This is a genomic window from Denitrificimonas caeni (assembly GCF_027498055.1).
Taxonomy (GTDB): Bacteria; Pseudomonadota; Gammaproteobacteria; order Pseudomonadales; family Pseudomonadaceae; genus Denitrificimonas.
This window is the reverse complement of record NZ_CP114976.1, coordinates 2224903-2251707: the sequence shown is the minus strand read 5'-3', so window position 1 is coordinate 2251707 and position 26805 is coordinate 2224903. Positions and strand designations below refer to the sequence as shown.

Here is a 26805-nt window from a genome sequence, read left to right as displayed (position 1 = left end):
CGAGGGCTGACTTATGCAAGTCAAACGATATTTCGCAGCAGATATGCGTCAAGCAATGAACCGCGTACGGGAAGAGTTAGGCGCTGACGCGTCAATTATTTCTACGCGCCGGGTTGCTGGTGGTGTTGAATTGACCGCTGCCCTTGATTATCAAGTTCAGGCTAAGGTGTCACGCCCTAATCCAGCCTTAGAAGCTGAGCTGCGTAAGACGCAAGCACAGATCATGCAAGCGCAAGTTAGCTTGCAAGCCCGTGACGAGGGCGGAGCTTCGGGGCGCGATCGTCAGCTGCTGGAGCAAGTGATGCAACGTGTGAGTGAGCCAGTTGCCGCGCAGCCGCAAATGACTCAACAGGCAAGCGCCAGTCAAGGTGAAATGATGGCCATGCGCTCTGAGCTCAACAGCTTGCGTGAGTTACTAGAAATGCAGCTGGGTAATATGGCTTGGAGCAATATGCGTGCACAACAGCCTATGCATGCAGCCTTATGGAAGCGTTTTCAGAAGATGGGCCTTAGCGCTGAGATTATCCGCCCAGTGTTAGAGCGTGTTGCCCATGAAAAAGATCAGCACCAAGCTTGGCGCATGGCCTTAGCCTACCTCACCCATGCAGTGCGTACGCCCAATAACGAAGCGATTGATGAGGGTGGTGTGATAGCCTTAGTTGGCCCAGCAGGTGTGGGGAAAACCACCACACTGGCAAAACTTGCTGCGCGCTATGTATTGACCCATGGAGCCAGTAACATTGCTTTAGTGAGTATGGACAGCTACCGCATTGGTGCTCAAGAACAACTGAAGACCCTCGGGCGGATCTTAAACATCCCGGTTAGCTATGTGGCCGATGGCGTTACCCTAGCGGAAACCCTGCAGCCGTTAGCGCACAAAAAAGTGGTGTTGATTGATACCGCAGGCTTGCCAGCCAGTGATCCGGCCTTAGGTTTACAGCTTGATAGCTTGTCAGCTGCGGGGGTTAAGGCGAAAAATTATTTAGTGATGGCCGCAACCAGTCAAGGGCAAGTGCTGAAAGCTGCTTGGCATGCCTACAAGCGTTGTGGTTTAGCCGGTTGCATCATTACCAAGTTGGATGAAGCGATTAGCATGGGTGAGGCGTTAAGCATGGCGATTGGCCATAGTATGCCAGTAGCCTATACTACGGACGGTCCGAAGATTCCCGATGACTTGCAAGTGCCGCGCAGCCATCAATTGATCAGTCGTGCCGTGCGTCTGCAAAGTTCAGAAGAGCCTACAGAAGAAATGATGGCGCAAATGTGTGTAGGATCTCCACTGGCCGTACAGTCTGTCGGTTAGAGTTAAGCGAGCAAGGTATTGAAAGTATGACAAGTAAACAGAAACAGTCCGTACAAGTGATTGCCGTTACCGGTGGTAAGGGGGGCGTCGGTAAAACCAATGTCTCGGTAAACCTTTCCGTGGCTTTGGCAGCTTTGGGCCGTAAAGTGGTTTTGCTCGATGCTGACTTTGGTTTGGCGAATGTGGACGTTTTACTTGGTTTACAGCCCACCCATACCTTAGCTGATGTCATGAGTGGTAAAAGTGATTTACGCGACGTGCTGTTGAATGGTCCAGGCGGGATAAAAATTGTCCCCGCCTCTTCTGGCACGCAAAGCATGGTAGAAATGACTCCGATGCAGCACGCAGGCTTGATTCAGGCCTTCAGTGAGCTGGGCGATAATATAGATGTATTGGTAATAGATACTGCGGCCGGTATCGGCGACTCTGTCACAAGTTTTGTCCAAGCTGCACAAGAAGTGATTATGGTGGTTTGTGATGAGCCCACGTCCATTACTGATGCCTATGCGCTGATTAAACTGCTGAACAAAAGCCATGGTATGACGCGGTTTCGAGTCCTCGCAAATATGGCCCATAGCCCTCAAGAAGGACGGAATTTATTTAATAAGTTGGTTAATGTAACGGAACGCTTTCTAGATGATGTCACGCTGCAGTACTTAGGCGCTGTACCCTATGATGAAATGGTACGTAAAGCAGTACAGAAGCAGCGTGCAGTGTATGATGTGTACCCACATGCGAAGTGTTCGTTAGCGTTTAGGAATATGGCGCAACAGATTGATAGTTGGCCTTTACCCAGCACACCGCGTGGGCATTTAGAGTTTTTTGTGGAGCGGTTAGTTAGCCACACTGGAACGGAATAAAGTGCATGACAAGATCTAAAGGTCTGCAAATGTATAGTAAGGCGCAGGCGGCTGATGAGCAGTCATTGCTGATTGAAGAGCATGCGCCCTTAGTTAAACGCATTGCTTATCATATGCTTGGTCGCTTGCCGGCTAGCGTGCAGGTGGAAGACTTAATTCAGTCCGGCATGATTGGTTTGTTAGAGGCGGCGAAAAAGTTTGATGCCAGTAAAGGGGCGAGTTTTAGCACCTTTGTGGGCATTCGCATTCGTGGCGCTATGCTGGATGAGTTGCGTAAAGGTGATTGGACTCCGCGTTCAGTGCATCGCAATACACGCATGGTCAGTGATGCAGTGCGCACCATTGAAGCGCGGACTGGCCAGGATGCTAAAGATTTAGAGGTGGCAGCCGAACTTAACTTAAGCCTAGATGAGTATTATGCGATTTTAGGCGATACCCAAGGCAGCCGTTTATTTAGCTTTGATGATCTACTGGATGAAAGTGATCACTTTGATACCCACAGCACTCAGCAAGAGCCCGGTCGTGATATTGAAAAAATACACTTCCAGCAAGCTCTGGCTGAAGCCATTGCCGGTTTACCGGAGCGCGAGCGTTTAATTTTGTCATTGTATTATGATGAAGAACTGAACCTAAAAGAAATTGGTGAGGTTTTAGGGGTCAGTGAATCACGGGTAAGTCAGTTACACAGTCAGTGTGCCGCACGTTTAAGAGCGCGCTTAGCTGACTGGCAACAATAAGTACGAGCAAATGCTGGATTTAATACTAATTGCAGACGGTCTTTATCAAGTGAAGGCTGAACTAAAATGGCTTGGAGGTTGGCTTGGATAAAAATATGAAAATCCTCATTGTTGACGATTTTTCAACGATGCGACGGATCATAAAAAACCTCTTGCGAGACCTTGGTTTCACTAACACAGCAGAGGCTGATGACGGTGCCACTGCTTTACCCATGCTGCAAAGTGGTAATTTTGATTTCCTCGTGACTGATTGGAATATGCCGATCATGAGTGGCCTTGATTTGCTGCTTAAAGTACGTGCTGACGACAAACTCAAGCATTTGCCAGTGCTAATGGTTACTGCTGAAGCTAAGCGCGATCAAATCATTGCTGCGGCGCAAGCCGGTGTAAACGGTTATGTGGTCAAACCGTTCACGGCACAAGCACTTGAAGATAAAATTCAGAAAATCTTTGAGCGTGTTAACGGCTGATTACAAGCTGTGAGGAATCTATGGAACACACTAAAAGCACTGAGGTTGACTTTGCGTCTGCGGTCGAGCTGCACGCCCCTCAGCTGCAGAAGAGTCTTGAGCAAGGTGACTTACAAGAGGCTGCGCGCATTATTACGCAAATCCACGCGGTGCGTGAGCGTACTCTGTACCAAGAGGTTGGGCGGTTAACCGGTGAGTTACATAACGCCATCATTGATTTTGATATTGACCCACGTAACCCCCACGCCAAAGAAATGTCGCAGATTACCGATGCTTCAGAACGCTTGCAGTATGTGGTTAATATGACCGATCAGGCAGCCAATAGCGCCCTTGATTTAGTTGAAAAAAGTGCGCCCTTAGTGAACTACATCAGTTATGAGGCGCAAAGTTTAACGGCTGACTGGCAGCGCTTTATGCGCCGTGAAATGCAAGCTGAAGAGTTTCGGGCACTGGCGAAGCGTATTGAGGGCTTTTTATCGCGCAGCCTGCATGACAGTGACCAACTCTCCGCCAACTTAAATGAAATTATGATGGCGCAAGGCTTCCAAGACCTTACTGGGCAAGTTATTAAGCGGGTGATGACCCTGATTGCTGACATTGAAAGCAATCTTCTCAAGCTGGTAGTGATGGCTGGCCAAGTTGACCGAGTGGTGGGCATTGAGCGCCCTGTCGATGAATTACGCAAGAAAGATAACAAGCAAAAAAACAACACTGCTGGTGAAGGTCCGCAGATCCGTGCCGATAAACAGGATGATGTGGTAGCTGACCAAGTGGATGTCGATGATCTACTGTCTAGTTTAGGGTTTTAGGGGGCACACTGATGAGCTTTGATGCAGATGATGAAATCCTCCAGGACTTCTTAGTGGAGGCAGGAGAGATTCTGGAGTTACTCTCAGAACAGCTGGTTGAGCTGGAGGGTAGCCCTGATGATATGAATCTGCTCAATGCGATTTTCCGTGGTTTCCATACGGTAAAAGGCGGTGCTGGTTTTTTACAGCTCAACGAGTTGGTGGATTGCTGCCATATTGCCGAAAACGTGTTTGATATTCTGCGCAAAGGTGAGCGCCGCGTTACCGCAGACTTAATGGATGTGGTGCTTGAAGCTTTAGATAGCGTCAATGCCATGTTCCAAGAAGTGCGCGCCGGTCAAGCATTAACCCCAGCCACTGATGAGCTGTTGAGTAATTTAGCCCGCTTAGCCCAACCTGAAACTGCCGACGATGCCGAGCCTGCTGCAGAAGAAGCTGCGCAAGCAGCGCAGAGCCTAGGTGATCAGGCTGATGCAGAGTTTGAGCAGCTGCTTGGTGCTATTCCTGAATCTGAACCAGCGAGCGTCAGCAGTGGTGACAGCGATATCATTACCGATGATGAATTTGAAGCCCTACTTGACCAATTGCATGGTCCGGTTGGTGGCGCTGAGCCTGCCGCCGCCACGCCGACTGCAGCTGGCAGTGCGTCTGGTTCTGATGAAATAACTGACGATGAGTTTGAAGCATTACTGGACCAGTTGCATGGTGAAGGACAGTTTAAAGCCGAGGCGGTGACGCCAGTGGCAGCCAGTAGCAACGAAGCTGAAACCAATAACGCCAGTAATGCCAATAGCACAGACAGCGCTGCAGCCAGTTCCGAAAATATAAGTGATGATGAGTTTGAAGCATTGCTGGATCAGTTGCATGGCAAAGGCAAGTTTCAAGTTACCCCTAAGCCGACTGCCGATCACAGCGCTAGCGCTAAAGCGCCGGCTGAAGCAGTGGTTGCCACCGTCAAACCCAGCGCTGCTGAGACAAAGAAACCCGCAGCGGCCAGTCGTCCAGCAAGACCTACCGGTGCACCTGCGGTTGAGATCGAAACCACGGTACGGGTAGACACCGCACGCTTAGATGACATCATGAATATGGTGGGTGAGTTGGTGTTGGTGCGCAACCGCTTGGTGCGCTTAGGCCTCGATAGTGGTGATGAAACCATGTCGAAAGTGGTGGGGCATTTGGATGTGGTCACCGGCGACTTGCAAGCTGCGGTGATGAAAACCCGAATGCAGCCCATCCGTAAAGTATTTGGCCGCTTCCCACGTCTGATTCGCGATATGGCGCGTAATTTAAAAAAACAGATTCGTTTAGAGTTGGTTGGTGAAGATACCGATTTAGATAAAAACCTCGTAGAAGCACTGGCTGATCCTTTGGTGCACTTGGTGCGCAACTCAGTGGACCACGGGATTGAAATGCCAGCGGACCGCGAGGCGGCGGGTAAAGAGCGCGAAGGCTGCGTTACTTTGGCGGCCTCGCAAGAGGGCGATCACATTCAATTGACCATTACCGATGACGGTAAAGGTATGGATGCTAATGTGCTACGCGATAAGGCCGTTGAAAAAGGCATGCTCGAGCGCGAAGCGGCAGATCGCTTAACCGACGCTGAGTGTTACAACTTGATTTTTGCTGCAGGCTTTTCCACCAAAACCGAAGTCTCTGATGTGTCAGGGCGCGGGGTTGGCATGGATGTGGTGAAAACCAAGATTGCCCAGCTCAATGGCACAGTGTATGTGCATTCCACGCCTGGCAAGGGCTCGCAAGTGGTGATTAAAGTGCCACTGACCTTAGCCATTATGCCAACCTTAATGGTTAGGCTAGGTACGCAAGACTTTGCTTTTCCATTGGTTAACGTTAATGAGATTTTCCATTTGGACTTGTCGCGTACCAATATTGTCGATGGCCAAGAAGTGGTCATAGTGCGCGATAAAGCCTTACCGCTGTTTTATTTAAAGCAATGGCTGTTGCCCAATGAAGTCCATGCTGAACAAGTGGAAGGGCATGTGGTGATTTTAACCGTAGGCAATCAGCGCATTGGTTGTGTTGTTGATCAATTAATTGGTCAGGAAGAAGTGGTCATTAAACCCTTAGGTAAAATGTTGCACGGTACGCCCGGCATGTCAGGCGCGACTATTACCGGTGACGGTCGGATCGCCCTGATTTTAGATATTCCAGGCTTGCTAAAAAATTATGGACAGGGCTACTAACGCTAAGTAAAGCATCAGTGCAGTTTTTGGAGTGGGTATGACAGTTAAGGTTTTGGTGGTTGATGATTCAGGATTTTTTCGGCGCCGACTGACCGAAATACTCTCTGCCGATGGCAATATTGAAGTGGTAGGGACTGCTGCCAATGGTCGTGAAGCTGTGGAGCAAACTTTAGCTTTGCGCCCAGATGTCATCACCATGGACTATGAAATGCCGGTGATGGATGGCATTACTGCGGTTAAAAACATTATGCAACGCTGTCCTACGCCAGTGCTGATGTTCTCTTCGCTGACCCACGAAGGCGCGCGCGTGACCTTAGACGCCTTGGATGCAGGGGCGTTGGATTACCTGCCGAAAAACTTTGAGGACATCTCGCGCAATCCGCAAAAAGTAAAACAAATGCTCTGCGATAAAGTGCACTTGTTAGCCATGAGCAATACTCGGGCCTGGACCCGTCCCAGTGCGCCCAGCAGCACTTTAGAAACACGCAAAGCTGCAGCGCCTGCTGCAGCGCCGCGACCAGCAACCCGTAGCGTGCCCCCAGCAAGAACTGCAGCTCCAACGCCGCGTCCAGTGCGTACAGCGCCTGTACGCAGTGCTATTACCGGCCCAGCAGAAGAGCCCGTATTAGCTTCAACCAGCAGTCCACGGCGCAGAGCCTATAAATTGGTGGCCATTGGCACTTCAACCGGCGGGCCAGTTGCCTTACAGCGGGTTTTAACCCAGCTACCGGCCAACTTTCCAGCCCCCATTGTAATTATTCAGCACATGCCTGCAGCTTTTACCAATGCCTTTGCTGAGCGTTTAAATAAGCTGTGTCACATTGATGTCAAAGAAGCGGAAGAGGGCGATATTTTACGCCCAGGATTGGCCTTGCTGGCGCCAGGTGGCAAGCAAATGATGATTGATGGCCGCGGCAGTGTGCGTATTTTACCCGGTGACGAACGTTTGAGTTATAAGCCCAGCGTTGACATTACATTTGGCTCAGCGGCTAAAGTTTACCGTGACAAAGTATTGGGAGTGATCCTGACCGGCATGGGCGCTGATGGCCGTGAAGGCGCGCGGATGCTCAAGCAGTTGGGCAGTGAAATTTGGGCGCAAGATGAAGCCAGCTGTGTGATTTATGGCATGCCAATGGCAGTGGTTAAAGCTGGCTTGGCTGACCTTGTTTACAGTCTGGATGATATTGGTGGCTATTTAATTGAGGCCTGTAACTAATGGATATGCTCAGCCTGATTGGTTTAGTAATGGCGTTTGTTGCCATTATTGGCGGTAATTACCTTGAAGGCGGGCATGTCAGTGCGCTGATGAACGGCCCTGCAGCTTTGATTGTGTTTGGCGGTACTTTTGGTGCTGCTCTATTGCAAACCCCAGTCAGTCACTTTAAACGCGCCATACAAATTGTCAGCTGGGTTTTGTTTCCTCCGTATGCTGATCTGCCCAGCGCCATTAACAATGTTATCGGCTGGAGTATGACTGCGCGTAAAGATGGCTTACTGGGTTTGGAAGCTGTGGCTGAAGCCGAACTGGACCCCTATGCGCAAAAAGGCTTGCAGTTGCTGGTGGACGGTATGGAGTCTGAGGGTATTCGCAGTATCTTAGAGGTGGATTTATACACCCAAGAAGACCGCGATTTACAAGCTGCTAAGTTTTATGAGTGTATGGGCGGTTATGCGCCAACCATTGGTATTATCGGTGCGGTAATGGGCTTGATCCATGTTATGGGTAACCTTGCTGATCCGTCGCAGTTGGGCACAGGGATTGCCGTGGCATTCGTCGCGACTATCTACGGGATTGGCTCGGCAAACTTATTGTTTTTGCCGGTAGCCAGCAAAATAAAAGTGACAGTGTTGCGCCAGTCACGCTATCGAGAAATGCTCTTAGAAGGTATTTTGTCCATCGCTGAAGGCGAAAATCCGCGTTCTATTGAGTTAAAGCTGCAAGGCTTTATGGAGTAAGCATGGCACGTCGACGCAGAGAAGAAGAGCCGATTAATCATGATCGCTGGCTAGTCTCCTATGCCGACTTTATTACTCTGCTGTTTGCTTTTTTTGTGGTGATGTATTCAATATCCTCGATCAACGAAGGCAAGTACAAAGTGTTATCCGATTCCATGGAAGGCATTTTTAGCCAGCCGGAGCGAGCAATTAAACCCATACCGGTTGGCGATGAGCGCTTTAAAGGCCAGTCTGACAGTGATGATGGTGAGAGTGGTTCTGGCAGTGTTGCCCAAGACCCGCTAGCCAGTATTGCTGAGCAAATACGTGATCAATTTGATGGATTGTTGGGCGACGGCAAATTGCATGTGCGTGCCAATGAGATGTGGCTAGAGTTGGAGCTGAGTTCCAGTTTGCTCTTCCCCAGTGGTGATGCGATTCCGCACCAAGATGCTTTTGATATTATCGAGAAAATATCCAGTATTTTAGCGCCCTTTGATAATCCGATTCAGGTGGAAGGTTTCACCGATAATTTACCCATTAGTACAGCGCAATACCCCACCAACTGGGAGCTGTCTGCCGCTCGCGCGGCAAGTATTGTCCGTATGTTGGTGATGGATGGTGTACAACCTGAGCGCTTGGCGGCAGTGGGCTACGGTGAGTTTCAACCCATTGCTGATAATGCCGATGCTGCTGGCCGAGCGCGTAATCGTCGGGTGGTGCTAGTGATTTCTAGAAATGCCGATGCGCGTCGACAAACCGCAACCCAAGCTGCAGAAAATTAGCCAAACGGTAAGCTGGCATATAGATTGCTTGCTATATTGTAAGTCAATAAAATTGCTTACTGTGTCAATGGCTTGACGCAGTAATACAGCAGTTCAATGCAGTGCGATTGAGTATGGGGTATGCGATGAGAATCTGGGCCGTAGCGAACCAAAAGGGCGGGGTCGGTAAAACCACGACAACCCTTGCGCTTGCCGGTCTGTTGGCCGATGCGGGGAAGCGTGTGCTGGTGGTTGACCTTGATCCACACGGATCTATGACCAGTTATTTTGGCTATGATCCCGATACGCTGGAGCACAGTTGTTATGATTTATTTCAGCATGCTGGGCTGATTCCAGCTCACTTGCCGCAACAGTTACTGCGCGATACCAGTCATGAAAATATCAAGCTCTTGCCGTCTAGCACAGCGTTAGCGGTGTTAGAGCGTCAGTCACCGGGTAAAGATGGCTTGGGCTTAGTCATTAGCCGCACTTTAGCTCAGCTCGACGGTGAGTTTGATTTTGCCGTGATTGATAGCCCGCCGCTGCTTGGCGTCTTGATGGTGAATGCCTTGGCCGCTAGCCAGTATTTATTGATTCCGGTACAAACAGAGTTTTTAGCTTTAAAAGGCTTGGAACGCATGGTGAATACGTTAAAAATGATCAACCGTTCGCGTCAGCAAAGTTTGCCCTACAGCATTGTGCCAACCTTATTTGACCGGCGTACACAAGCCTCCATCAGTGCTTTGCGTATGCTGAAAAAACAATACCCTGCAACCTTATGGCAGGCCTATATTCCGATTGATACACGCTTACGTGATGCCAGTCGGGCAGGTTTAGTGCCCTCGCGCTTTGATAAAAGCAGTCGCGCAATTGTTGCTTACCGTGCTTTATTAAAGCATGTGCTGAATGAATGCTTGCAGCCGAAAAACACGGCGGCGGTAGCGGATGCAAGCAAGCCGCAGGAGCCTCTGCCATGAGCCTGATGGAAGCGCACACGCAATTTGGAGTGAGCTATGAGTAAAGGTAGTCAGCATGCTGCTTTACAAGGCTATTTAGATGCCTTACTGACTGATAATACGCCTGAGCCCAGCCGTGTCGAAGCGCCAGAGCCGGCGCAGCCAGCCCCTTTTTTAGAGCCGCCTGCGCCGGCCGTGACTTTTACTTTGCCACCCGTGGCGCTGGCTGAGCCCTTGATCAGTACTGAGCAAATTAGTCAGCTACCGACCTCCGTCGTTGCCACGGAGCAGCAGTCAGAGCTGACTGTAGAGGTGCTGGCGGCAACTGTTAAAGCCGCCCAGCCCAGTATCAGTCGTTGGGCTGAAGGGCCGTTTGAATGTTTGCTGTTTGACGTGGCTGGTTTAACGTTGGCTGTACCTTTGGCCGCTTTGGGCACTATCTATCCGTATCAAGCCGATCAACTCACGCCACTGTTTGGTCAGCCTGATTGGTTTGTGGGCATCTTGCCGACAGCGGGCGCTAATTTAAAAGTCTTAGAAACTGCCCGCTGGGTGATGCCAGAGCGCTATACTGCCGATATGTGTGATGGGTTAAAGTATGTGATTTCGATCAATGGCTATGATTGGGGGTTGGCAGTGCATCAAGTGCGTCACTCTATTCATTTACAGCCAGAAGAAGTCAAATGGCGCACCCAGCGTGGTAAGCGTGCTTGGTTGGCTGGTACAGTGATTGAGCATATGTGTGCTTTGCTCGATGTAGAAATCTTGGCAGAATTAATTACTGGCCAAGATGCGCCCCCAGTGGTGCTTAAATAGAATATAAAAATGTACTATATAGTGTGAGCCAACAAGCTCTATATGAGGGAAATAACCATGCAAAATTTATCCGCTCACAGCGCTGATGACCCTATTTTACAGTGGGTGACCTTTCGCTTAAATGAAGAAACCTATGGCGTCAATGTGATGCAGGTGCAAGAGGTCTTACGCTATACAGAAATTGCCCCTGTGCCGGGTGCGCCCAGCTATGTGTTGGGCATTATTAACTTACGCGGCAATGTGGTGACGGTGATTGATACCCGCCAGCGTTTTGGTTTGCCACCCGCTGAAGTGGGTGATAATACCCGTGTGGTAATTATCGAGGTGGACAAGCAGGTTGTTGGTATTTTAGTGGATAGCGTGGCTGAAGTTGTGTATTTGCGCCAGTCGGAAATAGAAACCGCGCCCAATGTGGGCAACAGAGATGCTGCTAAGTTTATTCAAGGCGTGTGCAACAAGAACGGCGAATTATTGATTCTAGTTGAACTGGAGAAAATGATGAGCGAGGAAGAGTGGTCAGAGCTGGATAGCTTATAATGTGGTTGGCAGTGTTGTTTTTATCTTTACTGTGCATGGGTAACGGTGTTGCCGTGTATTTATTGTGGAGAGATAAGCAGCGCTTAACGGCTTTATATGCCGAATATGCAGAGCAAGCCAGTGCACAGAAAAAAGCGCTCAATACCCTCAATCGGCGCTTAGAAACATACTTGTCAGGCAGTATGCGCATGGGGCAAGAGTTGGATGAAATTCAACAGAGCCTGACGCCCTTATCAGAAAAGATTTTACGCATGGAGCAAAAGGATCCTAATACTTTATCCTTTACTCAGGCTGCGCGTTTAGTTGGGCTGGGGGCAACTACCGAAGACTTAAAGCAGTCGTGCGGGTTAAGCCAGTCTGAAGCGGAGTTATTACAGCGTTTACATACTAAAAGATAAGTACCAGGATAATAAAAAAGGCCAACTCGAAAGTTGGCCTTTTTGCCTTAGCAAGTAATATTACTTGCGGCTGGCTTTTTCTAACATACGCAGAGCGCGTTCGTTAGCTTCGTCAGCAGTTTGCTGAGCACGTTGAGCAGCGCTCATCGCTTCGTCAGCTTTGCTGTACGCTTCGTCAGCGCGAGCTTGTGCACGTGCTACTGAATCTTCAGTGGCGGTTAAACGTGCTTCAGTTTCCTTTGCTACACTGCTGCAACCAGTTGCTAAAACAGCAGCTAAAGCCAATGCAGAGAATTTTAGAACATTATTCATCGTGTTCCCCTTAGTTTGGGTTTCCATGGAAGCAACTTACCTAATGGTAAATTGACTATCCTATATGTTACGCATTCGTTTGATTAAGTAAACTAGCAGAAGGCCTAGAATGCATATATTTTTGCATTATTGTGCGATAAGTGCACAAAAAAGCCATGTAAACTTGGGCTCGACCGGATTGTCTTAACCGAAGTGGGATTTAAAGACTATAAACCAAGCAAGCATTGCAGCCAGCGCTTAGTATTGAGTGGCTTTGTTTGAGTTGACTGGCTGATTTAATTCAAGGGATGCCCTGTGATTTATTCTGGAAGTACTGCACTTATTATGCGCAATATAGTTGCACTGTTATTGCTGGTTGGCTTTGCTGTTCAGGCGCAAGCGGCAAGCTTGAGCTTGAGCCAGTGCGGGCAAGAAACGATTGCGTTACAAGATTACATGCAGTTTTATCACGATAAAGATGCTGATAAAGGTCTCGCAGAGATTCAGCAGCTAGCCGATCAGGATTGGCAGCCACTCAATAAAAAATCCTTGAGTCCCGGGGTTACGCGCTCAGCGTATTGGTATCGGCTGGTAATCGATAACCAAACTCCAACGCTGTGTAAATTATGGATTGATTTAAATACTTTCCGCGTGACAGATGTGCAAATGTACAGCCAGTATGCTGCTGCAGGCTGGCAAACTCAGCGCTTTGGTGTTGCCTATCCTGTGAGTGAGTGGGCGAGTAACCGCCGCATTGCCAGCTTACCTGTGCTGTTACCGGCGCAAAGCAGCAGCCCAATACTGCTTCGATTACAAAGTGCCCACGCTTTTGCCATTAATCCGTTGCTGTTATCAGAGCCAGCCTTGGTTAAAGAGCGTATGGCCGGGAGCTTAATTGATGGCATAACCATTGGCGTAGTGGGGTTGTTGATTGCTTTTAGCCTGTGGGTCGGGTTTTTCTTGCGCTTAAAGATACTGCTTACCCATGGTTTAGCGGTGCTATTTTATACCCTTTATATGGCGGTACTGGTTGGCTATGCCTTTCTCTATTTATGGCCCAGTGCCGTGCAGTGGAATGGGCAAGCAGTGATAATTCTCGATATAGCAGCTGCAGTGTTGCTGCTCAGCTATTTACGGGTGTTATTGCAGGTAAAAAAACAAGTGCCGCTGACTCGAGCCTTGATGGCTAGCGCACAGTTGGCGCTTGTTGCCTATTTAGTGCTGCGCTTGCTGTTACCGCATGCGCAATGGTTGGACCAAGGTCAAACACTTAAAACCGTGCTGCATGTATGGGTGATTGTGGCCATTCTCGCTGCACTATATTGTGGGACGCAGCGCAAGCTGGCGTATAACTGGTTCAGCTATTTTTTACCCCTTGTTGTTGTGGCGCAAAGTATAAGTCGGCTTTTATTTACTTTCGGGGCTAATAGCGCAGTCCTGATAGAAAACACCTGGCTCGCAGCTTCAGTGTTACCGGCAGCTTTGTTGCTGGCTTATACATTGGCCAGCCAAATAGTCTTAGGGCGGCAGCGTGAGCAATTGGCATTGGCTGATACAGAGCAATTAAAACGTGCCGAACAAGAAACCTTAGAGCAGCGTGTTGAGCTACGCACTGAGCAACTGCGTGAAGCGTTGCGTAAGCAAAATATGTTATTGGCGCGAATTAGCCATGATTTGCGTAGCCCATTGTTGCATGTGATTAGAGATGCGGGCTTATTGCAGCAGTCCACTGCGCAGGCGCAGCAATACGGGCAAAGTATCCAGCGGGCAGCGTATCAGCAATTAGAGTTGATTGATGAGCTGCTTGAGTACTCCCGTGGCGAATTAAAACAGCTGGAGTTGCTTGTAGCACCGGGGTATTTGTTTGGTTTCTTACGGGAAATTGAGGAAACTGGAGCGTTTTTAGCAGAAAGCCATCACAACACTTTTAACAGCTACTTAGCCAATGACTTGCCTCTATTGGTCAATGCGGATTTTCGCCGCTTACGGCAAGTGATAGTCAATTTATTAGCCAATGCGGCAAAGTTTACCCAAGCTGGCCACATCGAGTTGAGCGTCAGTGTTGTGCAGTTAGATAAACAGGCAGGCTACGCTGAAGTGTTGTTTCAGGTGGCTGATAATGGTGTGGGGATACCCGCTGCAGAGCGTGAATCCTTATTGCAGCCCTTTCAGCGTGGGGCAAACACTGCGCACCAGGCGGGTGTCGGCTTGGGTTTATATATTGTGCGGCAACTGCTGGATTCGATGCACAGTGAGTTGCATTTGCAAGAGTCTGCAAGTGGTGGGGTTTGCAGTAGTTTCACCTTGCGCTTAGAGCTGGCGGCAGAACAAGAGCTGGAGCAGGTATTTATTGAGGGGTTTAGTCCCAACAGCGAAGGGCAGCAGCGTTGCGTGCTGATTGTGGATGATGTAGCCATTACCCAAGAAATGCTTTACGAGTTACTGGCAGGTTATGACTACAACCCCATTACTTGCGATAGTGCTGCTGAAGCCTTACTGATTCTGCGTGACAGTCCTGTGGATATCATCATCACTGATCAGGTAATGCCGGTTATGGACGGTTGGGGCTTGCTGCGTCGAGTGCGTCAAGAATGGCCTGAATTACCGGTTTTGCTGTATTCTGCGCGCCCACCGGTACGGCCAGCGGGCTTGGATGCCAGCATTGATTTTGATGCTTGCTTATTAAAGCCTGCGGTCACCAGTGAGTTGCTTGAACAACTGCAGACGTTGCTGCGTTAAGGCTTCCCTTGTAGGGCGCGGATTTGTTCCTGCAAGTAAGCCATGGTACTCAGTAGACAGTCTTCGATCTTGACCTGTAATTGCTTAGCTGACTGCATATGCTGATGGTGCAGTGCATTATTTAACTCCAGTGCCAGTTGCGATAAATGCTGAAAGCCAGCATGGCCAGCAGTGCTGATTAAGTCATGTAGATCTTGTTGAACCTGCTTCGTGTTGTTGGTGTTGTGCAGTTGGCGAATGCTGTCGAGGCGAGCTTGGTAGTCTTGCTTAAGCTTGCCGAGAAACTCACTAAAACGCTGATCGCCCATGCTGTTATGCAGCGTTTGTAAGTGCTGCTGATTCACATGCTGTGCACTGAGTGCTGTGCTTGAGACGGGAAGCGCAGAGCTGGGCGCTGCTTTTTGCTCAAGTTGCTGCGCTAGGGTGCGCCACAGCTCCTGCTCATTGAAGGGCTTACTCAGGTAAGCGTTGACGCCGTTTATTGGCTTATGCTCAGCGAAATTCAGATTGGCACTGACAATAATGATGGGAATATTGCGCCCTTGTGGCAGCTCGCGGATTATCTGGGCGGCACTTATGCCATCTAATACGGGCATCATAATGTCCATCAAAATCGCACTGAAATAGCCAGCCTCATGTTGCTCAATATGCTCCACTGCTTGCTGTCCATTGTGAGCCTGCTCGACAATAAAACCTGCTTCTTCGAGCATGCCTTGGCCAACAAGGCAATTGATTGCATTGTCATCGACTAATAAAATGCGCAGCCCTGAAAAGTCTACCGGCGGTAAAGTCAGAGCAGGGTGTTGAGCATTATCATGGGCCAGTGGCTGGGTTGCTGGGCTGACTGCAGCGGTAAACCAGAAAGTGCTGCCGTGCCCCTCTTTACTCTGTAAACCAACATCACCATTCATAAGATTAGCCAGCTTGCGAGAGATGGCAAGGCCTAAACCAGTGCCGCCAAAACGGCGGGTAATGGAGGCGTCAGCTTGCTGAAATTCTTTAAATAACAGTTCAGCATTTTCTGGGGAAATGCCGATCCCTTGGTCAGTTACTTCGCAATAAAATTGAAACTCAGATTGATTGATTTGCTTAAGGTGCGCGCGGATATAGATATGCCCGCCGTCACTAAATTTAATCGCATTATTTAAATAATTGAGCAGTATTTGCCCGATGCGGGTGGGGTCACCATTTAAGTACTCAGGTAGTTGCGGATCTATTATTACCTTTATCTGTAGGTTTTTTTGTTGTGCATCAGCGCTGAGCATTTCAACGGTATTGGCAATCAAAGTGGCAGGTGAAAAAGAGATATGTTCAAGCTGTACGTGATCACCATCGAGTTTTGAAAACTCTAAAATATCATTGATGATGCTGAGTAAGTGCTGTCCAGCAGTGTTGATATTGTTAAGACGCTGGCGCTGTGAATCACTGAGATCATGCCTGAGCATCAGCCTGGTCAAGCCTAAAATGGCATTCATCGGTGTGCGGATTTCATGGGTCATTGTGCTTAAGAAAGCTGCCTTAGCGCGCGCTGCCTGCTCGGCGTTGCTTCTAGCCTCTTCTAAGGCTTGGGCTTGATCTTGCGCGGCTGTGACGTCTAGTAACACGCCGTTAAACAAAGTGGTCTGATCGTCTAAGGGCTGGCAGGTGGCTAGAATCTTATACCAGATAATTTTTCCTTCCCGTTGTAGGCGGATATTGCTATCAATGGGCTTTAAAGTTTGACGGCTGTGAAGAAACGCTTTTTTGATAATCCATTGAAAGGTGCTGGAGCCAGGAAAAATCGTTTCATTTTTACTAAATGTTCGATTTAACAGCGCGGTAACCGGTTGCTCTAGAAAAAACTCGGCTTTGCTGTTGAGAAATAGAAACTTTTTACTGCCATCTTGGTTTAAGCGCAGCTGAAAAACCGCGCCGGGAATGGCATCAGTTAAAGCCACCAGTTGCTGGGAAAGGCGTATGTTTTCTTTATTGTGCACGGCCTCGATTTCTAAACGGTCGGCACGCTGCATAGAGTCACGGAACACCTTTAAAGCCTGCGCCATGCGGCCCACTTCATCATTGCGTTGTAGGTAGCAAATGACTCCATCATAATGCCGCTCACTGAAGCGGTCCATTACTCTGGTAAGGCGGGTAATAGGCCTGGAAATACTGGTGTAGGATAAAAAACTAGCAAAGCCCATTGCTAGCAGTAGGATAAAAGTAACAGCTAAAACAGTATTGGTTATGGTCTCTTGAGTGGTTTCTGCTAACTCTTGCGTCGCATTGAAGTAGTCCAAGATAATGGCTTGGCGCAGTTTATCTAGATGCAAATGCAAAGTGGCCAGTTCCGGCTCAAGCTGGCTGTGAATAATGATTAATGCACGGTCACCACGCCAGCGAACAGCTTGCTCAATTACCTCATTAATAAGACCGAACACATGGGCTTGTTGTGTGGTGATATCCGTTAAAATTATGGTTTGTGCGGTAGAGAGGGCACTGATATTACTTAACTTCTCGATGAAAGTTAATTGCTGTTGCAACAGCTCATTTTGACTGTTGCGCATGTCCTGCTCTGTTTGCTTAGTGAGTACTGAAAATGCTAAGCGGCTAGCGTCACTGAGAGTCAGTAATGCCCTGTTGATGGTTAAGACATTTTGGCTCTTGTGTTCAAGCAAGTAGCGGTAGTTTTCATCGACTTTGTGCATGCTGTTTAGCGCATATAAAGTCGTCAGCGTAGCCAGAGCGCTGAGTAGGCCAACCAGCAACAGTATTTTGTGAGTGATACTAAAGGCGATATTTTTGAACATATTATTGGCTAGGAGCAGCGTCAAGCGCCGCTGGCTGAGGGACTCCATTGAGCACTTTTTCTGCCGCCGAGTCAGCACTGATACGTTGATTCAAAAAATCGCCAACTATAACCTCTAAGTTCTTATTGATAATCGATGGCATAACTGCGCGGCGCATATTGGCCATACGCAAATCATTGATACTTTTTTGGCTGCAGTGGTTGAAACCATCGGTATTAATATCGACCCGAGCTGGCGCCGCACCGCTGGCGATACTGAGCTCACGCTGAAACTCTTTATCAAGAAAAATACGGGCCAACTGCTGCTGGTTGGCTTTGCGCTCGGGTGGCGCTGGAAAAAACACAACATGGTCGCTGTTAAAGACATAAGCACCTTGAGTGCCTGGGAAGCGTAGGCATAAATAGTCAAGTTGCGCTTCTGCACCCAAGGCGCTTAGCTCACTGTTGACCCAGCTGCCATGGACCTGCATCAGTACTTGACCTTGCCATAACTGCTCTGTTGCTTGATCCCAGCTGAGCGAGTGGGTGTTAGGTGCAAAGTAACCAGCCAGTTGCTGTAGGCGTAGGAAAGATTGTGCAAGAATCTGTTGATCTGCCGCGCTGCGCTGCTGCTCGACAAATAAACCTCGATAAAACTCCAAGCCACCGGTACTGATCACCACCAGCTCAAATAATAGAGCTTGCTCCCAATCCTCACGAGGGGTGGCCAGGGCCGGAATGCCTAAGGCGCTAGCATGCGCCAGTAAGTCAATTAAGTCGTCCCATGTTTCTGGCTCAGGCATATCAAGGAGAGTAAACAGTGTTTTATTAATCCACAACCAGTTGGTTGAATGGCTATTGAGTGGCGCTGAGACCCAATGCCCTTGGTGTTTAGCGCGCTCTTGAATGGCTAAAGGAATGACTTCAGCCCACTCTTGCTCTTGGGCAATATCATCCAAGGCAAGTAGCGGTAAAGCCTTGGCATAATTATGGGTTTCACTGCTGTCGAGCATGGCTGCATCAGGCCGCTGAGCATCTAACCGGTCCTTAAGTTGTGCTAGATATAAATGACTGCTGCTGCTCTGCGCTGCTTGCTCAGTCCAAGTCAGGTTTTTTTGCTTAAGGTATTTATTCAGCGTGGCAATATTCTTTACTTCGCCAGCGGAGTTCCACCAGTGCCAAAAGTGAATCTCTGCGTCTTCAGCAAGGGCTGTTCGCGGTGTCACTGCGATGCTGAGCAAGCACAGCGCGGTTGTAATAGCGGCGCGGCTTGAGAGACCTCGCAGTGTTTTTTGGCGTAGATAGGCAATCAAGCGACTTAGGATCCTTCAGGCTGAGTAATGGGCACTATGCCTGGCACTCTACTTTGTGAAACGTGCACAATTAAATAGTCAATCAGAACACGGGTGGCTAAAGTTATGCCGCGATGGGACTGGGTAAAGGCAAACAGCGTTCGCCGATCTTCAGTGTGATCATGGTACTTCAAATCACCGCTTTTGAGTCCAATCTGGCAGGCGAATGACGGTAGATTAGCATAGCCAAAGCCAGCCAGTGTAGCTTCGAGTGCATTTAAATAGTTGCTAACTTGTAAGCTGTTGGGGCTCTCTTGGTTGAGTTGATGATTGGCTGTGCTGACTTGGATGGGCTGCGCGGCTAGCGGAGCTTTTATTCCCGTACTGACCACATTGATAAAGGTGAGTATTGCCAAAGGACGCGCAACAATCTGGCTGCTATCGCTTGGCGCTGCAAAGAGGCTCAAGGCCAGATCAATGGCTTGCGTATTGATATTTTCAATGCCATCAGCACTATGTAAATTGAGCTGAATATGAGGGTGGGTGTTTTGAAAGTTGAGGAGCATGGGCATCAACCAGCTACTCAAAATAGCTGGCAAAATAAGATTGATACGGCCGCTCGGAATAGCCAATGAGCGCTGCACACTGTCGGTGGCCTTTTGTGCTGCAGTAATCATCTCCAGGGTATGCCGATACACTTCAGTACCGATGCTGGTCAGGGTTAAAAAGCGTGGATTACGGTGCAGTAATTGTGCCCCTAAACGTGTTTCTAACTGACTGAGGCGACGACTTAAATTGGACTTAGAGAGGCCGTGATGGCTAGCCGCAGCGGAAAAGCTACCGGCATCAATAATTTGTACAAACCAGTAAAGGTCCACCAAGTTGTCTGCTAAATTATATGAGTTTGGCTCGTTTTCTTCAGCTGTTATTAAGCCAGGCTTAGATGCTTTCTTTGTCATTATTGCTACTCCAGCAAGTCAGTAATCTTGCTGTTATTAGGTAATAATTGCGCTTTATATCAATTACAATATATTAGTCATTATAAGTGATGTGCAACGACCGTACCTTTGCTTGGCTTGATAATGTCTTTGTTCGAGCGGCTGAAGTGAGTTTATTAAAGGAATAACATGTGAGTAAGCAGCAAGTGCAGCGTTTACAAGGTGTCCATATTTTATTGGTGGACGATAAGCCTGAGGAAGTGGAAAACTTACTCACTGTGTTGCAAGCGCAAGGTGCGCGGGTTACGGTCGCCAGCGAGCCCAGAAAGGGCCTGCAATTGGCGCGGGTCTTTGATCCTGATTTGATTTTGCTCGATGTGCATATGCCGGAAATGGACGGCTTTGCTGTATGCCGTTTGCTGCGTGAAATACCCAGCTGCCAAACAACACCGGTTATCTTCTTAACCTCAGCAGCGGATGTGGCTGATCGCGTCAGCGGCTTAACCTTAGGCGGCGCTGATTATATTGTGAAGCCTTTTGCTGAAGAAGAAGTGATTGCCCGCATCGTTATTCACGTGCAGTTAGCCAAGCGTGTGCAGGGAGTGGGTCTGCCGGTTGATGCCAGTCCGCTCATTGAGCATCCTGATCAAGTGTTTTTGCAAGCGGCTTTGCGCTTGATTAGTGAGCAGCTCAATAACTTACCCAAGCTTGGTGAAATCGCTGAGCAAGTCGGCACTCACGATAAAAAGCTCTCTGCTATTTTTCGCAAACATCTTGGCATGACCGTATTTGCTTGGGTGCGTGAAGAGCGCCTGCGTAAGGCGCAAGAGTTGTTGGCGCGCAGCCAAATGAGCATTGAAGATGTGGCCGCTGAGGTTGGTTTTACCAGTGCAGCAAATTTCGCCACTGCATTTCGAGAACGCTTTTTGGTCACCCCAACGGGGTATCGACAAAGCGTTGTACAAGGTTTATAGCGGTTGGCCATTGTTTTTAGCGTTGCTTAGATAAAACTTGTAAAAAATATTCAAAATCAGCTGTCCGCTCTAGCAAAGGTTGCAATCTGGCAGCCCTTGCCGCAAAGCCATATGACTCTCTCCTGTTTTAAATAAAGCTTATGCAGATACTTTCTGCGTTTTGGCTGGTGATGCAGTGCCTGTAAGCATTTGCGGGTATTAGCTGTCTGCTGAGTCAAGAATAAAAGTGGGCTTTAGTCTCATTTTAATCTTTTGACTATTGATTTTTCTTTGCGATGCTCAATTGCCTCCTTTTCTAGAGGGCGTTGTGTTGCTTTGCATGCAACATGATGTTGCGCTGCAGCTGTTAATACCTTGCTGGGTAAACGCTAAAATTATCAATTAGGCGTAATTAACAGTAAGTCTTAGCTTATTTTAGTACCCATTGCTGTTGGGCAGTTTCTTCAAGCTCCAATAGCAAAAACTAAGAGCCTACTTCGCCAACTTTTTGATACCGCTAGGGATAGCTCTGACTCGATTGTCGGCTTGTCCTATCGGTTTATACATTTGTTTAAACAGTTAGGGAAAGGTATGCAACCAATTGTATCGTTTAAAAAACTCGCTTTAGCGGTGTGCTTGGGCGTGGTAACTCTTCATGCACAAGCGCAACAGGATACGTTAGCTGGCGCAGTGAAAGAGGCCATGGATTATCAGCCAGAAATCCAAGCCAAGTTACACGCCTTCAATGCCGCAACGTACGATCGCCGCGAAGCTTTTGGTGGCTACTTGCCGAGTGTGGATCTTAAGGGCGCAGTTGGTCAAGCCGATCGCCAGCACGATAACCGTAATTGGTATTCGCGCAACTACGCAGAAGTATCGCTGACGCAAATCTTGTTTGACGGCTTTCGTGTCCGTAACCAAGTGGCGAAAGCTGAGCACACCAGCCGCATGCGCTACTACGAGTTGCTGGATGAAGCTGAAACTAAATCATTGGAAGTCACTAGTGCGTACTTAGATGTTTTGCGCTACCGAGAAATGGTGCGTTTGGCGCAAGTGAACCTTGATAATCACTTGAGCGTACAAACCCAAATTGAGCAGCGTGCACAGCGTGGCGTCAGCAACAATGCTGACCTCTTGCAAATCAATGGCCGCGTCTCGCTGGCTGAGTCGAATTTGCTCACGGAAATTGCCAACCTGCAAACCGTTAGTGCACGTTTCCAGCGTTTAGTTGGCCGTTTGCCCGCTGAAGATATGGCAGAAGTGGCTACTGGGCAGTTAACTGCGCCAACTGATATTCAAACTGTACTGGATGCGGGTTATGCCAATAATCCGAGCTTGCACGCCGCGTTTGAAAATATTGATGTGAGCCAGTCGGCCTTTCAAGAAGCCAAAGCTAATCGCTACCCAACGTTTGAGTTTGGTGCCAGTCACGGTGCCTATAAAAATAACAATGGTTTCGATAATCGACAAATAAACAACTCGTCCAGAGGCTCGCGCTATGGCGACGAAAGCATTGTTGAAATCCGTATGCGCTACAACCTGTACCGTGGTGGCAGTGACCGTGCGGCAGAGCGTGCGGCTTTCCAGCGGATTAACCAAGCCGAAGACTTGCGCGATAAAGCCTGTGTGGACTTGCGCCAAACTGCATCCATTGCTTACAGCGATATTGCTAACTTGGAAATCAAACAGTCGGCCCTGAAAAACCACCGTGACGGCTCTATTAAGGTAGTCAGTGCCTACCGTGAGCAGTTTGATATTGGCCGACGCTCGCTGCTCGACGTTTTGGACTCCGAGAACGAAGCCTTCCAAGCTGAACGCGCTTATGTTCATGGTCATTACGATTTAATTGCTGCCAATGCGCGCACTTTGCAAAGCATGGGTAAGTTGCTTAATACGCTGGCTGTATCAGCAGATGAGATTCCGAGCCTGAGCGATATTAATGCGGATTCCCGTGTCGCTGATGCCCGTGACTACTGCTCAAACTATGGCACCACCGGTTGGGATGTGAGCCGTTATTTCAATAGCAAGTCACCTGTGCAGGTTATGGATTTAAGCGGTGATACTTTGTTTGATAGCGGCTCCGCACAGATTAAACCGCGGGCAATGCCGAGCTTAGAGCGTTTTGTCGAAATGGTGAAAAATAACGGCAACCTGCGTGAAGTGCAGATCGTTGGCCATACTGACAACACCGGCTCAGAAGCCATTAATCGCAAGTTGTCTTTAGAGCGCGCCATTGCTGTGCGTGACTTTATGATCGCCAACGGTGTGAACAGCGCAATTATTTCTGCCCAAGGAGTGGCGTCAACCCAGCCGGTAGCAAGTAATGCTACTGCGCAGGGCCGTGCAGAAAACCGCCGCGTTACCTTAACCGTGAAACGCGATTAAAACGAAGAGCCAGTTGCACATTGCATGCACGGGGTTACTCGTGCATGCCCATGATTGAGATTGCTGATGAGTGAAACAACTAAAGATCCGTTAAGTGCCTGCATCCTATGGCTTGCGCAAAGCCATGGGGTTAGCACTACTTATAGTGCTGTAACTGAAGGCCTACCTTTAGTTAATGGCGCTATAACGCCATCTTTATTTTCACGGGCCGCAGCGCGGGTGGGCTTTAACAGTCATCTGGTGCAACAACCCTTAGGTAAAATCAATAGGTTACTGCTGCCTTGCGTACTGTTGTTAAAAGACAACAAAGCCTGCATTTTGCAGTCGCTGAATAAAGATACACAACGTGCGATTGTGGTGTTTCCCGAGCTGTCGATGCAGGCCAGTGAGCTTGCGCTCGCAGAGTTAGCTGAAGCTTATGCGGGCTTTACCTTATACAGTCGTCCGGAATTTAAACCTGAAGCCAGTACTCAACCCAGCGCTGCTACTGTGCGGCAAGGGCACTGGTTTTGGAGTGTGGTACTTGAAAATCGCCACGTATACCGCGATGTGCTAATCGCTGCGGTATTTATTAACTTATTTGCCTTGGCCATGCCGTTATTTGTGATGAACGTGTATGACCGCGTTGTGCCCAACAAAGCACTGGATACCCTCTGGGTGCTGGCGCTGGGGGTGAGCATTATTATTTGCGCAGACCTGTTGTTGAAGTTATTGCGCAGCTGGTTTGTTGAGTTGGCTGCTAATCGGGCAGATCTCAAACTTTCAGCATTTGTGATGGAGCGTATCCTCGGCGGACGCTTACAGCATGCGCCGGCATCCATCGGCTCCTTTGCTTCGAATGTGCAGTCCTTTGAAAGTGTGCGCAGTTTTATTGGCTCCATGACCATCACCGCCTTGATTGATTTGCCGTTTTTTCTATTGTTTGTGCTGATTATCGGCATGATTTCTTGGTATATGGTGATTCCGGTATTGATCGGCGCGGCGCTGATTTTGCTCTATGCCTTGTCGGTGCAGTCAAAGATGCAAGTAATGTCGGAAGCCATTGGTCAAGCCAGTGCGCAGCGTAACTCAGGCTTGATTGAAAGCTTGGCTGCCAATGAAACCATTAAAAGTTTCAATGCCACCCAGCGCATGCAAAGCAGTTGGGAGCAAACCACCAGCTTTTTGGCGGCCTGTTCTAGCCAAATGCGTTTGCTTGGTGCTTCTGTGGGCATGAGCGCTGCATGGGTTCAACAATTAGTCGCGGTAGCCATGATCATCCTCGGAGTGTACTTAGTGGTGGCCGGTGAAATGTCGCAAGGAGCTTTGATTGCCAGCTATATGTTGTCTTCACGGGCCATGGCGCCAGTATCACAAGCGGCATCATTGTTGACACAGTACTACCAAGCGGCCACTGCGCTGGCTTCGCTGGAAGAAATGATGGGCAATGAGCAAGAGCGGCCAAGCGGTAAACACTTCATTAGCCGTGCGCAGATTCGCGGTGATATTGAATTTAAAAATGTCTCTTTCAGCTACCCGGGTGAAGAGCGGGAGGCGTTAAGCAACCTGTCCTTTAGCATTAAAGCTGGGGAGTCGGTGGCTATTTTAGGCCGTGTTGGCTCCGGTAAGAGCACCATTGAAAAACTGATACTCGGGCTTTATAAGCCCAGCGCCGGTCAGGTACTGATTGATGGTGTGCACATTGAGCAAATTGATCCTGCTGAATTGCGTCGCCAGATCAGCTATATCCCGCAAGAAGCACAGCTCTTGAGCGGCAATATTTATGAAAACATCACTTTAGGAGTTGCCCACCCAGCCAATCAGCAAGTATTGCAAGCTGTGGAATTGGCTGGTTTAGCACCTTTAGTTGGTCAGCATGCCGATGGTCTGGGCATGCCCGTGGGTGAAAATGGCAGCCGCTTATCCGGTGGGCAACGCCAAGCCATAGCTGCGGCGCGGGCCTTTATGCGGGAAGGACAAGTCTTATTGTTAGACGAGCCTTCCAGTGCCATGGACAGTGGTCTTGAGCAGCACCTTTGCCAGTCAATTAAAAAGCAAAGTAAAGATAAAACCCTAGTGTTGATCACCCATAAAACCAGCTTGTTGAGTCTGGTTGAGCGCTTAATAGTGCTCGATGGTGGCAAGTTACTGGCCGATGGACCTAAAGCCGATGTGCTTAAAGCTTTGTCAGAAGGCAGCTTGCAGAAGGTGAGCGCATGACCCAGCAGGATAAAACTCCAAAAAGTGCCGAGCAGCGTGCCTTTGAGAAGCTGGAGGGGTTGACTGCAGTGAACCACAAAGGCTTGCGTTTTATTGATCGTATTTTTAAGCCATTGTTTTCTGTATTTCACAATAAGGCCGCGCATTGGGATACGGATGCAGAGTTTGCCCTTAAACAGCAGCAAATGCTCAAAGCGCGGGGCTTGCTGTATGTGGTGGCTTTGGTCTTTATCACTTTATTGGTGTGGGCAGGTTTTGCCACTGTGGATGAGGTGACCCGTGGCGAAGGTAAAGTGATTCCTTCGCGGCAACTGCAAGTCATTCAGTCGGTGGATGGCGGTGTGGTGGAAGAGTTGTTTGTACAAGAGGGGGCCAAGGTGCAAGAGGGGGATGTGCTGGTGCGCATTGATCCTACCCGTTTTTTGGCGAACTTTGAAGAAAACAGCGTACGCACCTTTGCTTTGGCCGCCAAAGTTGAGCGGCTCAATGCGTTAATCAATGAGCGTGCCTACCAGCCAGATTTTGCTGCGGATTTGAGTGCCGAAGAGTTAGAAGTGCTGGCCCGTGAACAAAGCTACTACACCAGTGCGCTGCATGAATTGGAACAGCGTTTGACCATTGCGCGCAATCAGTTGAGCCAGCGCCAACAGGAACTCAGTGAGACCGAGGCGCGGATTCGGGCTGCGCAGCAAGCCTACAATATGTCCAATCAAGAGCTGCAGGTTACCAAACCTTTATTAGTCTCTGGCGCTGTTTCTGAAGTGGAAATTTTACGTCTGCAAAGAGATACCGCCGCTGCACAGGGTGAACTCAATCAAGCAGCAGCCAGAGCTAGACAAATTAAAGCCAGCATTGAAGAAGCACAAGGGCGAATTCAAGAAGTGCAACTGACCGCGCGCAATCAGTGGCAAGCAGAGCTTAGCGAGGCCTCGTCATCCTTAAGCAGCTTAGAGAAAAGTGTAGATGGCCTAGCGGATCGGGTTAAGTTTGCCGAAATTCGCTCACCGGTCAGTGGCACTGTGCAACGGGTTTTATTTAATACTATTGGCGGCGTAGTGCAGCCGGGTAATGCGGTTTTAGAAATTGTCCCCGATGACAGTGATCTAGTGATCGAGGGCAAAATCGCCCCAGCAGACATTGCATTTTTACGCCCGGGTCTGCCCGTTACCATTAAGTTTCATGCCTACGATTACGCTATTTACGGCGGGATGTCGGCAACATTACAGCACATTAGCGCCGACACCATTACCGATGAGCGCGATGACACCTATTACTTGGTCCGTGCCGTTGCGCACGACCCTGAGTTTGCCAAAAACCTTGCAATTATTCCGGGCATGACCACCCAAGTGGATGTGTTAACCGGGAAAAAAACCATTTTATCGTACTTACTTAAGCCTGTGCTGCGCGCGAAAGCGAATGCATTAACAGAGCGCTAAAAGTTAATTTTGCTGCTCAGTG

General features: G+C 48.9%; 22 protein-coding genes. 18 read left to right on the top strand and 4 right to left on the bottom strand.

What is annotated here, in order from left to right:
• The first annotated feature begins 13 nt into the window (after nucleotides 1-13).
• The 13 genes from flhF (at nucleotide 14) to O6P33_RS10440 (ending at nucleotide 11786) form a co-directional block, all read left to right on the top strand.
• The gene (gene flhF, locus O6P33_RS10500; RefSeq protein WP_269817732.1) at nucleotides 14-1303 is read left to right on the top strand and encodes a flagellar biosynthesis protein FlhF; all 1290 of its coding nucleotides are present in this window, start codon (nucleotides 14-16) and stop codon (nucleotides 1301-1303) included.
• Nucleotides 1304-1329: 26 nt separating this feature from the next.
• Nucleotides 1330-2163 carry a MinD/ParA family protein gene (locus O6P33_RS10495; protein WP_269817731.1) on the top strand — a complete coding sequence of 278 codons (834 nt, stop codon included), beginning with the start codon at nucleotides 1330-1332 and terminating at the stop codon, nucleotides 2161-2163.
• A 5-nt stretch (nucleotides 2164-2168) separates the two neighbouring features.
• Nucleotides 2169-2900, top strand: a complete 732-nt coding sequence (locus O6P33_RS10490) for an RNA polymerase sigma factor FliA (RefSeq protein WP_269817730.1) — start codon at nucleotides 2169-2171, stop codon at nucleotides 2898-2900.
• A gap of 95 nt (nucleotides 2901-2995) precedes the next feature.
• Nucleotides 2996-3370: a chemotaxis response regulator CheY gene (locus O6P33_RS10485; protein WP_269817729.1), complete on the top strand. Its 375-nt coding sequence runs from the start codon at nucleotides 2996-2998 to the stop codon at nucleotides 3368-3370.
• Between the two features lie 20 nt (nucleotides 3371-3390).
• Nucleotides 3391-4179, top strand: a complete 789-nt coding sequence (locus tag O6P33_RS10480) for a protein phosphatase CheZ (protein ID WP_269817728.1) — start codon at nucleotides 3391-3393, stop codon at nucleotides 4177-4179.
• A gap of 11 nt (nucleotides 4180-4190) precedes the next feature.
• Nucleotides 4191-6380: a chemotaxis protein CheA gene (locus O6P33_RS10475; protein WP_269817727.1), complete on the top strand. Its 2190-nt coding sequence runs from the start codon at nucleotides 4191-4193 to the stop codon at nucleotides 6378-6380.
• 37 nt (nucleotides 6381-6417) lie between these two features.
• On the top strand, nucleotides 6418-7596 hold the full coding sequence (locus tag O6P33_RS10470; RefSeq protein ID WP_269817726.1) for a protein-glutamate methylesterase/protein-glutamine glutaminase: 1179 nt from the start codon (nucleotides 6418-6420) through the stop codon (nucleotides 7594-7596).
• Nucleotides 7596-8336: a flagellar motor protein gene (locus O6P33_RS10465; RefSeq protein ID WP_269817725.1), complete on the top strand. Its 741-nt coding sequence runs from the start codon at nucleotides 7596-7598 to the stop codon at nucleotides 8334-8336. Before O6P33_RS10470 ends, O6P33_RS10465 begins: the two co-directional genes overlap by 1 nt.
• A 2-nt stretch (nucleotides 8337-8338) precedes the next feature.
• Nucleotides 8339-9100, top strand: a complete 762-nt coding sequence (gene motD / locus O6P33_RS10460) for a flagellar motor protein MotD (protein ID WP_269817724.1) — start codon at nucleotides 8339-8341, stop codon at nucleotides 9098-9100.
• Nucleotides 9101-9225: 125 nt separating this feature from the next.
• A complete protein-coding gene (locus tag O6P33_RS10455) occupies nucleotides 9226-10056 on the top strand; it encodes a ParA family protein (RefSeq protein WP_269817723.1) in 831 nt (276 codons plus the stop codon).
• A gap of 36 nt (nucleotides 10057-10092) precedes the next feature.
• A complete protein-coding gene (locus O6P33_RS10450; RefSeq protein WP_269817722.1) occupies nucleotides 10093-10851 on the top strand; it encodes a chemotaxis protein CheW in 759 nt (252 codons plus the stop codon).
• Nucleotides 10852-10908: 57 nt separating this feature from the next.
• Nucleotides 10909-11388 (top strand): chemotaxis protein CheW, encoded by a 480-nt coding sequence (locus tag O6P33_RS10445; RefSeq protein ID WP_269817721.1) that lies wholly within the window; start codon nucleotides 10909-10911, stop codon nucleotides 11386-11388.
• Nucleotides 11388-11786 carry a DUF2802 domain-containing protein gene (locus O6P33_RS10440; protein ID WP_269817720.1) on the top strand — a complete coding sequence of 133 codons (399 nt, stop codon included), beginning with the start codon at nucleotides 11388-11390 and terminating at the stop codon, nucleotides 11784-11786. The genes O6P33_RS10445 and O6P33_RS10440 overlap by 1 nt, the downstream gene beginning before the upstream one ends.
• 60 nt (nucleotides 11787-11846) lie before the next feature.
• Here the strand turns inward: O6P33_RS10440 and O6P33_RS10435 are convergent, their stop codons facing one another.
• Nucleotides 11847-12098, bottom strand: coding sequence for an Lpp/OprI family alanine-zipper lipoprotein (locus O6P33_RS10435; protein WP_269817719.1), 252 nt, complete (start codon nucleotides 12096-12098; stop codon nucleotides 11847-11849).
• A 324-nt stretch (nucleotides 12099-12422) separates the two neighbouring features.
• Between O6P33_RS10435 and O6P33_RS10430 the strand changes: the two genes are divergently transcribed.
• On the top strand, nucleotides 12423-14816 hold the full coding sequence (locus O6P33_RS10430; protein WP_269817718.1) for an ATP-binding protein: 2394 nt from the start codon (nucleotides 12423-12425) through the stop codon (nucleotides 14814-14816).
• On the opposite strand, the gene O6P33_RS10425 is transcribed toward O6P33_RS10430, so the two are convergent.
• From O6P33_RS10425 to O6P33_RS10415, 3 genes are all read right to left on the bottom strand, one after another.
• On the bottom strand, nucleotides 14813-17602 hold the full coding sequence (locus O6P33_RS10425; protein ID WP_269817717.1) for an ATP-binding protein: 2790 nt from the start codon (nucleotides 17600-17602) through the stop codon (nucleotides 14813-14815). The two genes, O6P33_RS10430 and O6P33_RS10425, sit on opposite strands and share 4 nt — an antisense overlap.
• Nucleotide 17603: 1 nt before the next feature.
• The gene (locus O6P33_RS10420; protein WP_269817716.1) at nucleotides 17604-18806 is read right to left on the bottom strand and encodes an ABC transporter substrate-binding protein; all 1203 of its coding nucleotides are present in this window, start codon (nucleotides 18804-18806) and stop codon (nucleotides 17604-17606) included.
• Between the two features lie 92 nt (nucleotides 18807-18898).
• Entirely contained in the window at nucleotides 18899-19831 is a 933-nt protein-coding gene (locus tag O6P33_RS10415) for a LysR family transcriptional regulator (protein ID WP_269817715.1), read from the bottom strand.
• Between the two features lie 170 nt (nucleotides 19832-20001).
• On the opposite strand from O6P33_RS10415, the gene O6P33_RS10410 reads away from it, so the two are divergent.
• From O6P33_RS10410 to O6P33_RS10395, 4 genes are all read left to right on the top strand, one after another.
• Nucleotides 20002-20784, top strand: coding sequence for a DNA-binding response regulator (locus O6P33_RS10410; protein WP_269817714.1), 783 nt, complete (start codon nucleotides 20002-20004; stop codon nucleotides 20782-20784).
• A 570-nt stretch (nucleotides 20785-21354) separates the two neighbouring features.
• A complete protein-coding gene (locus tag O6P33_RS10405; RefSeq protein ID WP_269817713.1) occupies nucleotides 21355-23148 on the top strand; it encodes a TolC family outer membrane protein in 1794 nt (597 codons plus the stop codon).
• Between the two features lie 66 nt (nucleotides 23149-23214).
• Complete coding sequence (locus O6P33_RS10400; protein WP_269817712.1) at nucleotides 23215-25347, top strand: type I secretion system permease/ATPase; 2133 nt, start codon at nucleotides 23215-23217, stop codon at nucleotides 25345-25347.
• On the top strand, nucleotides 25344-26783 hold the full coding sequence (locus O6P33_RS10395; protein ID WP_269817711.1) for an HlyD family type I secretion periplasmic adaptor subunit: 1440 nt from the start codon (nucleotides 25344-25346) through the stop codon (nucleotides 26781-26783). Before O6P33_RS10400 ends, O6P33_RS10395 begins: the two co-directional genes overlap by 4 nt.
• Nucleotides 26784-26805 lie beyond the last annotated feature (22 nt).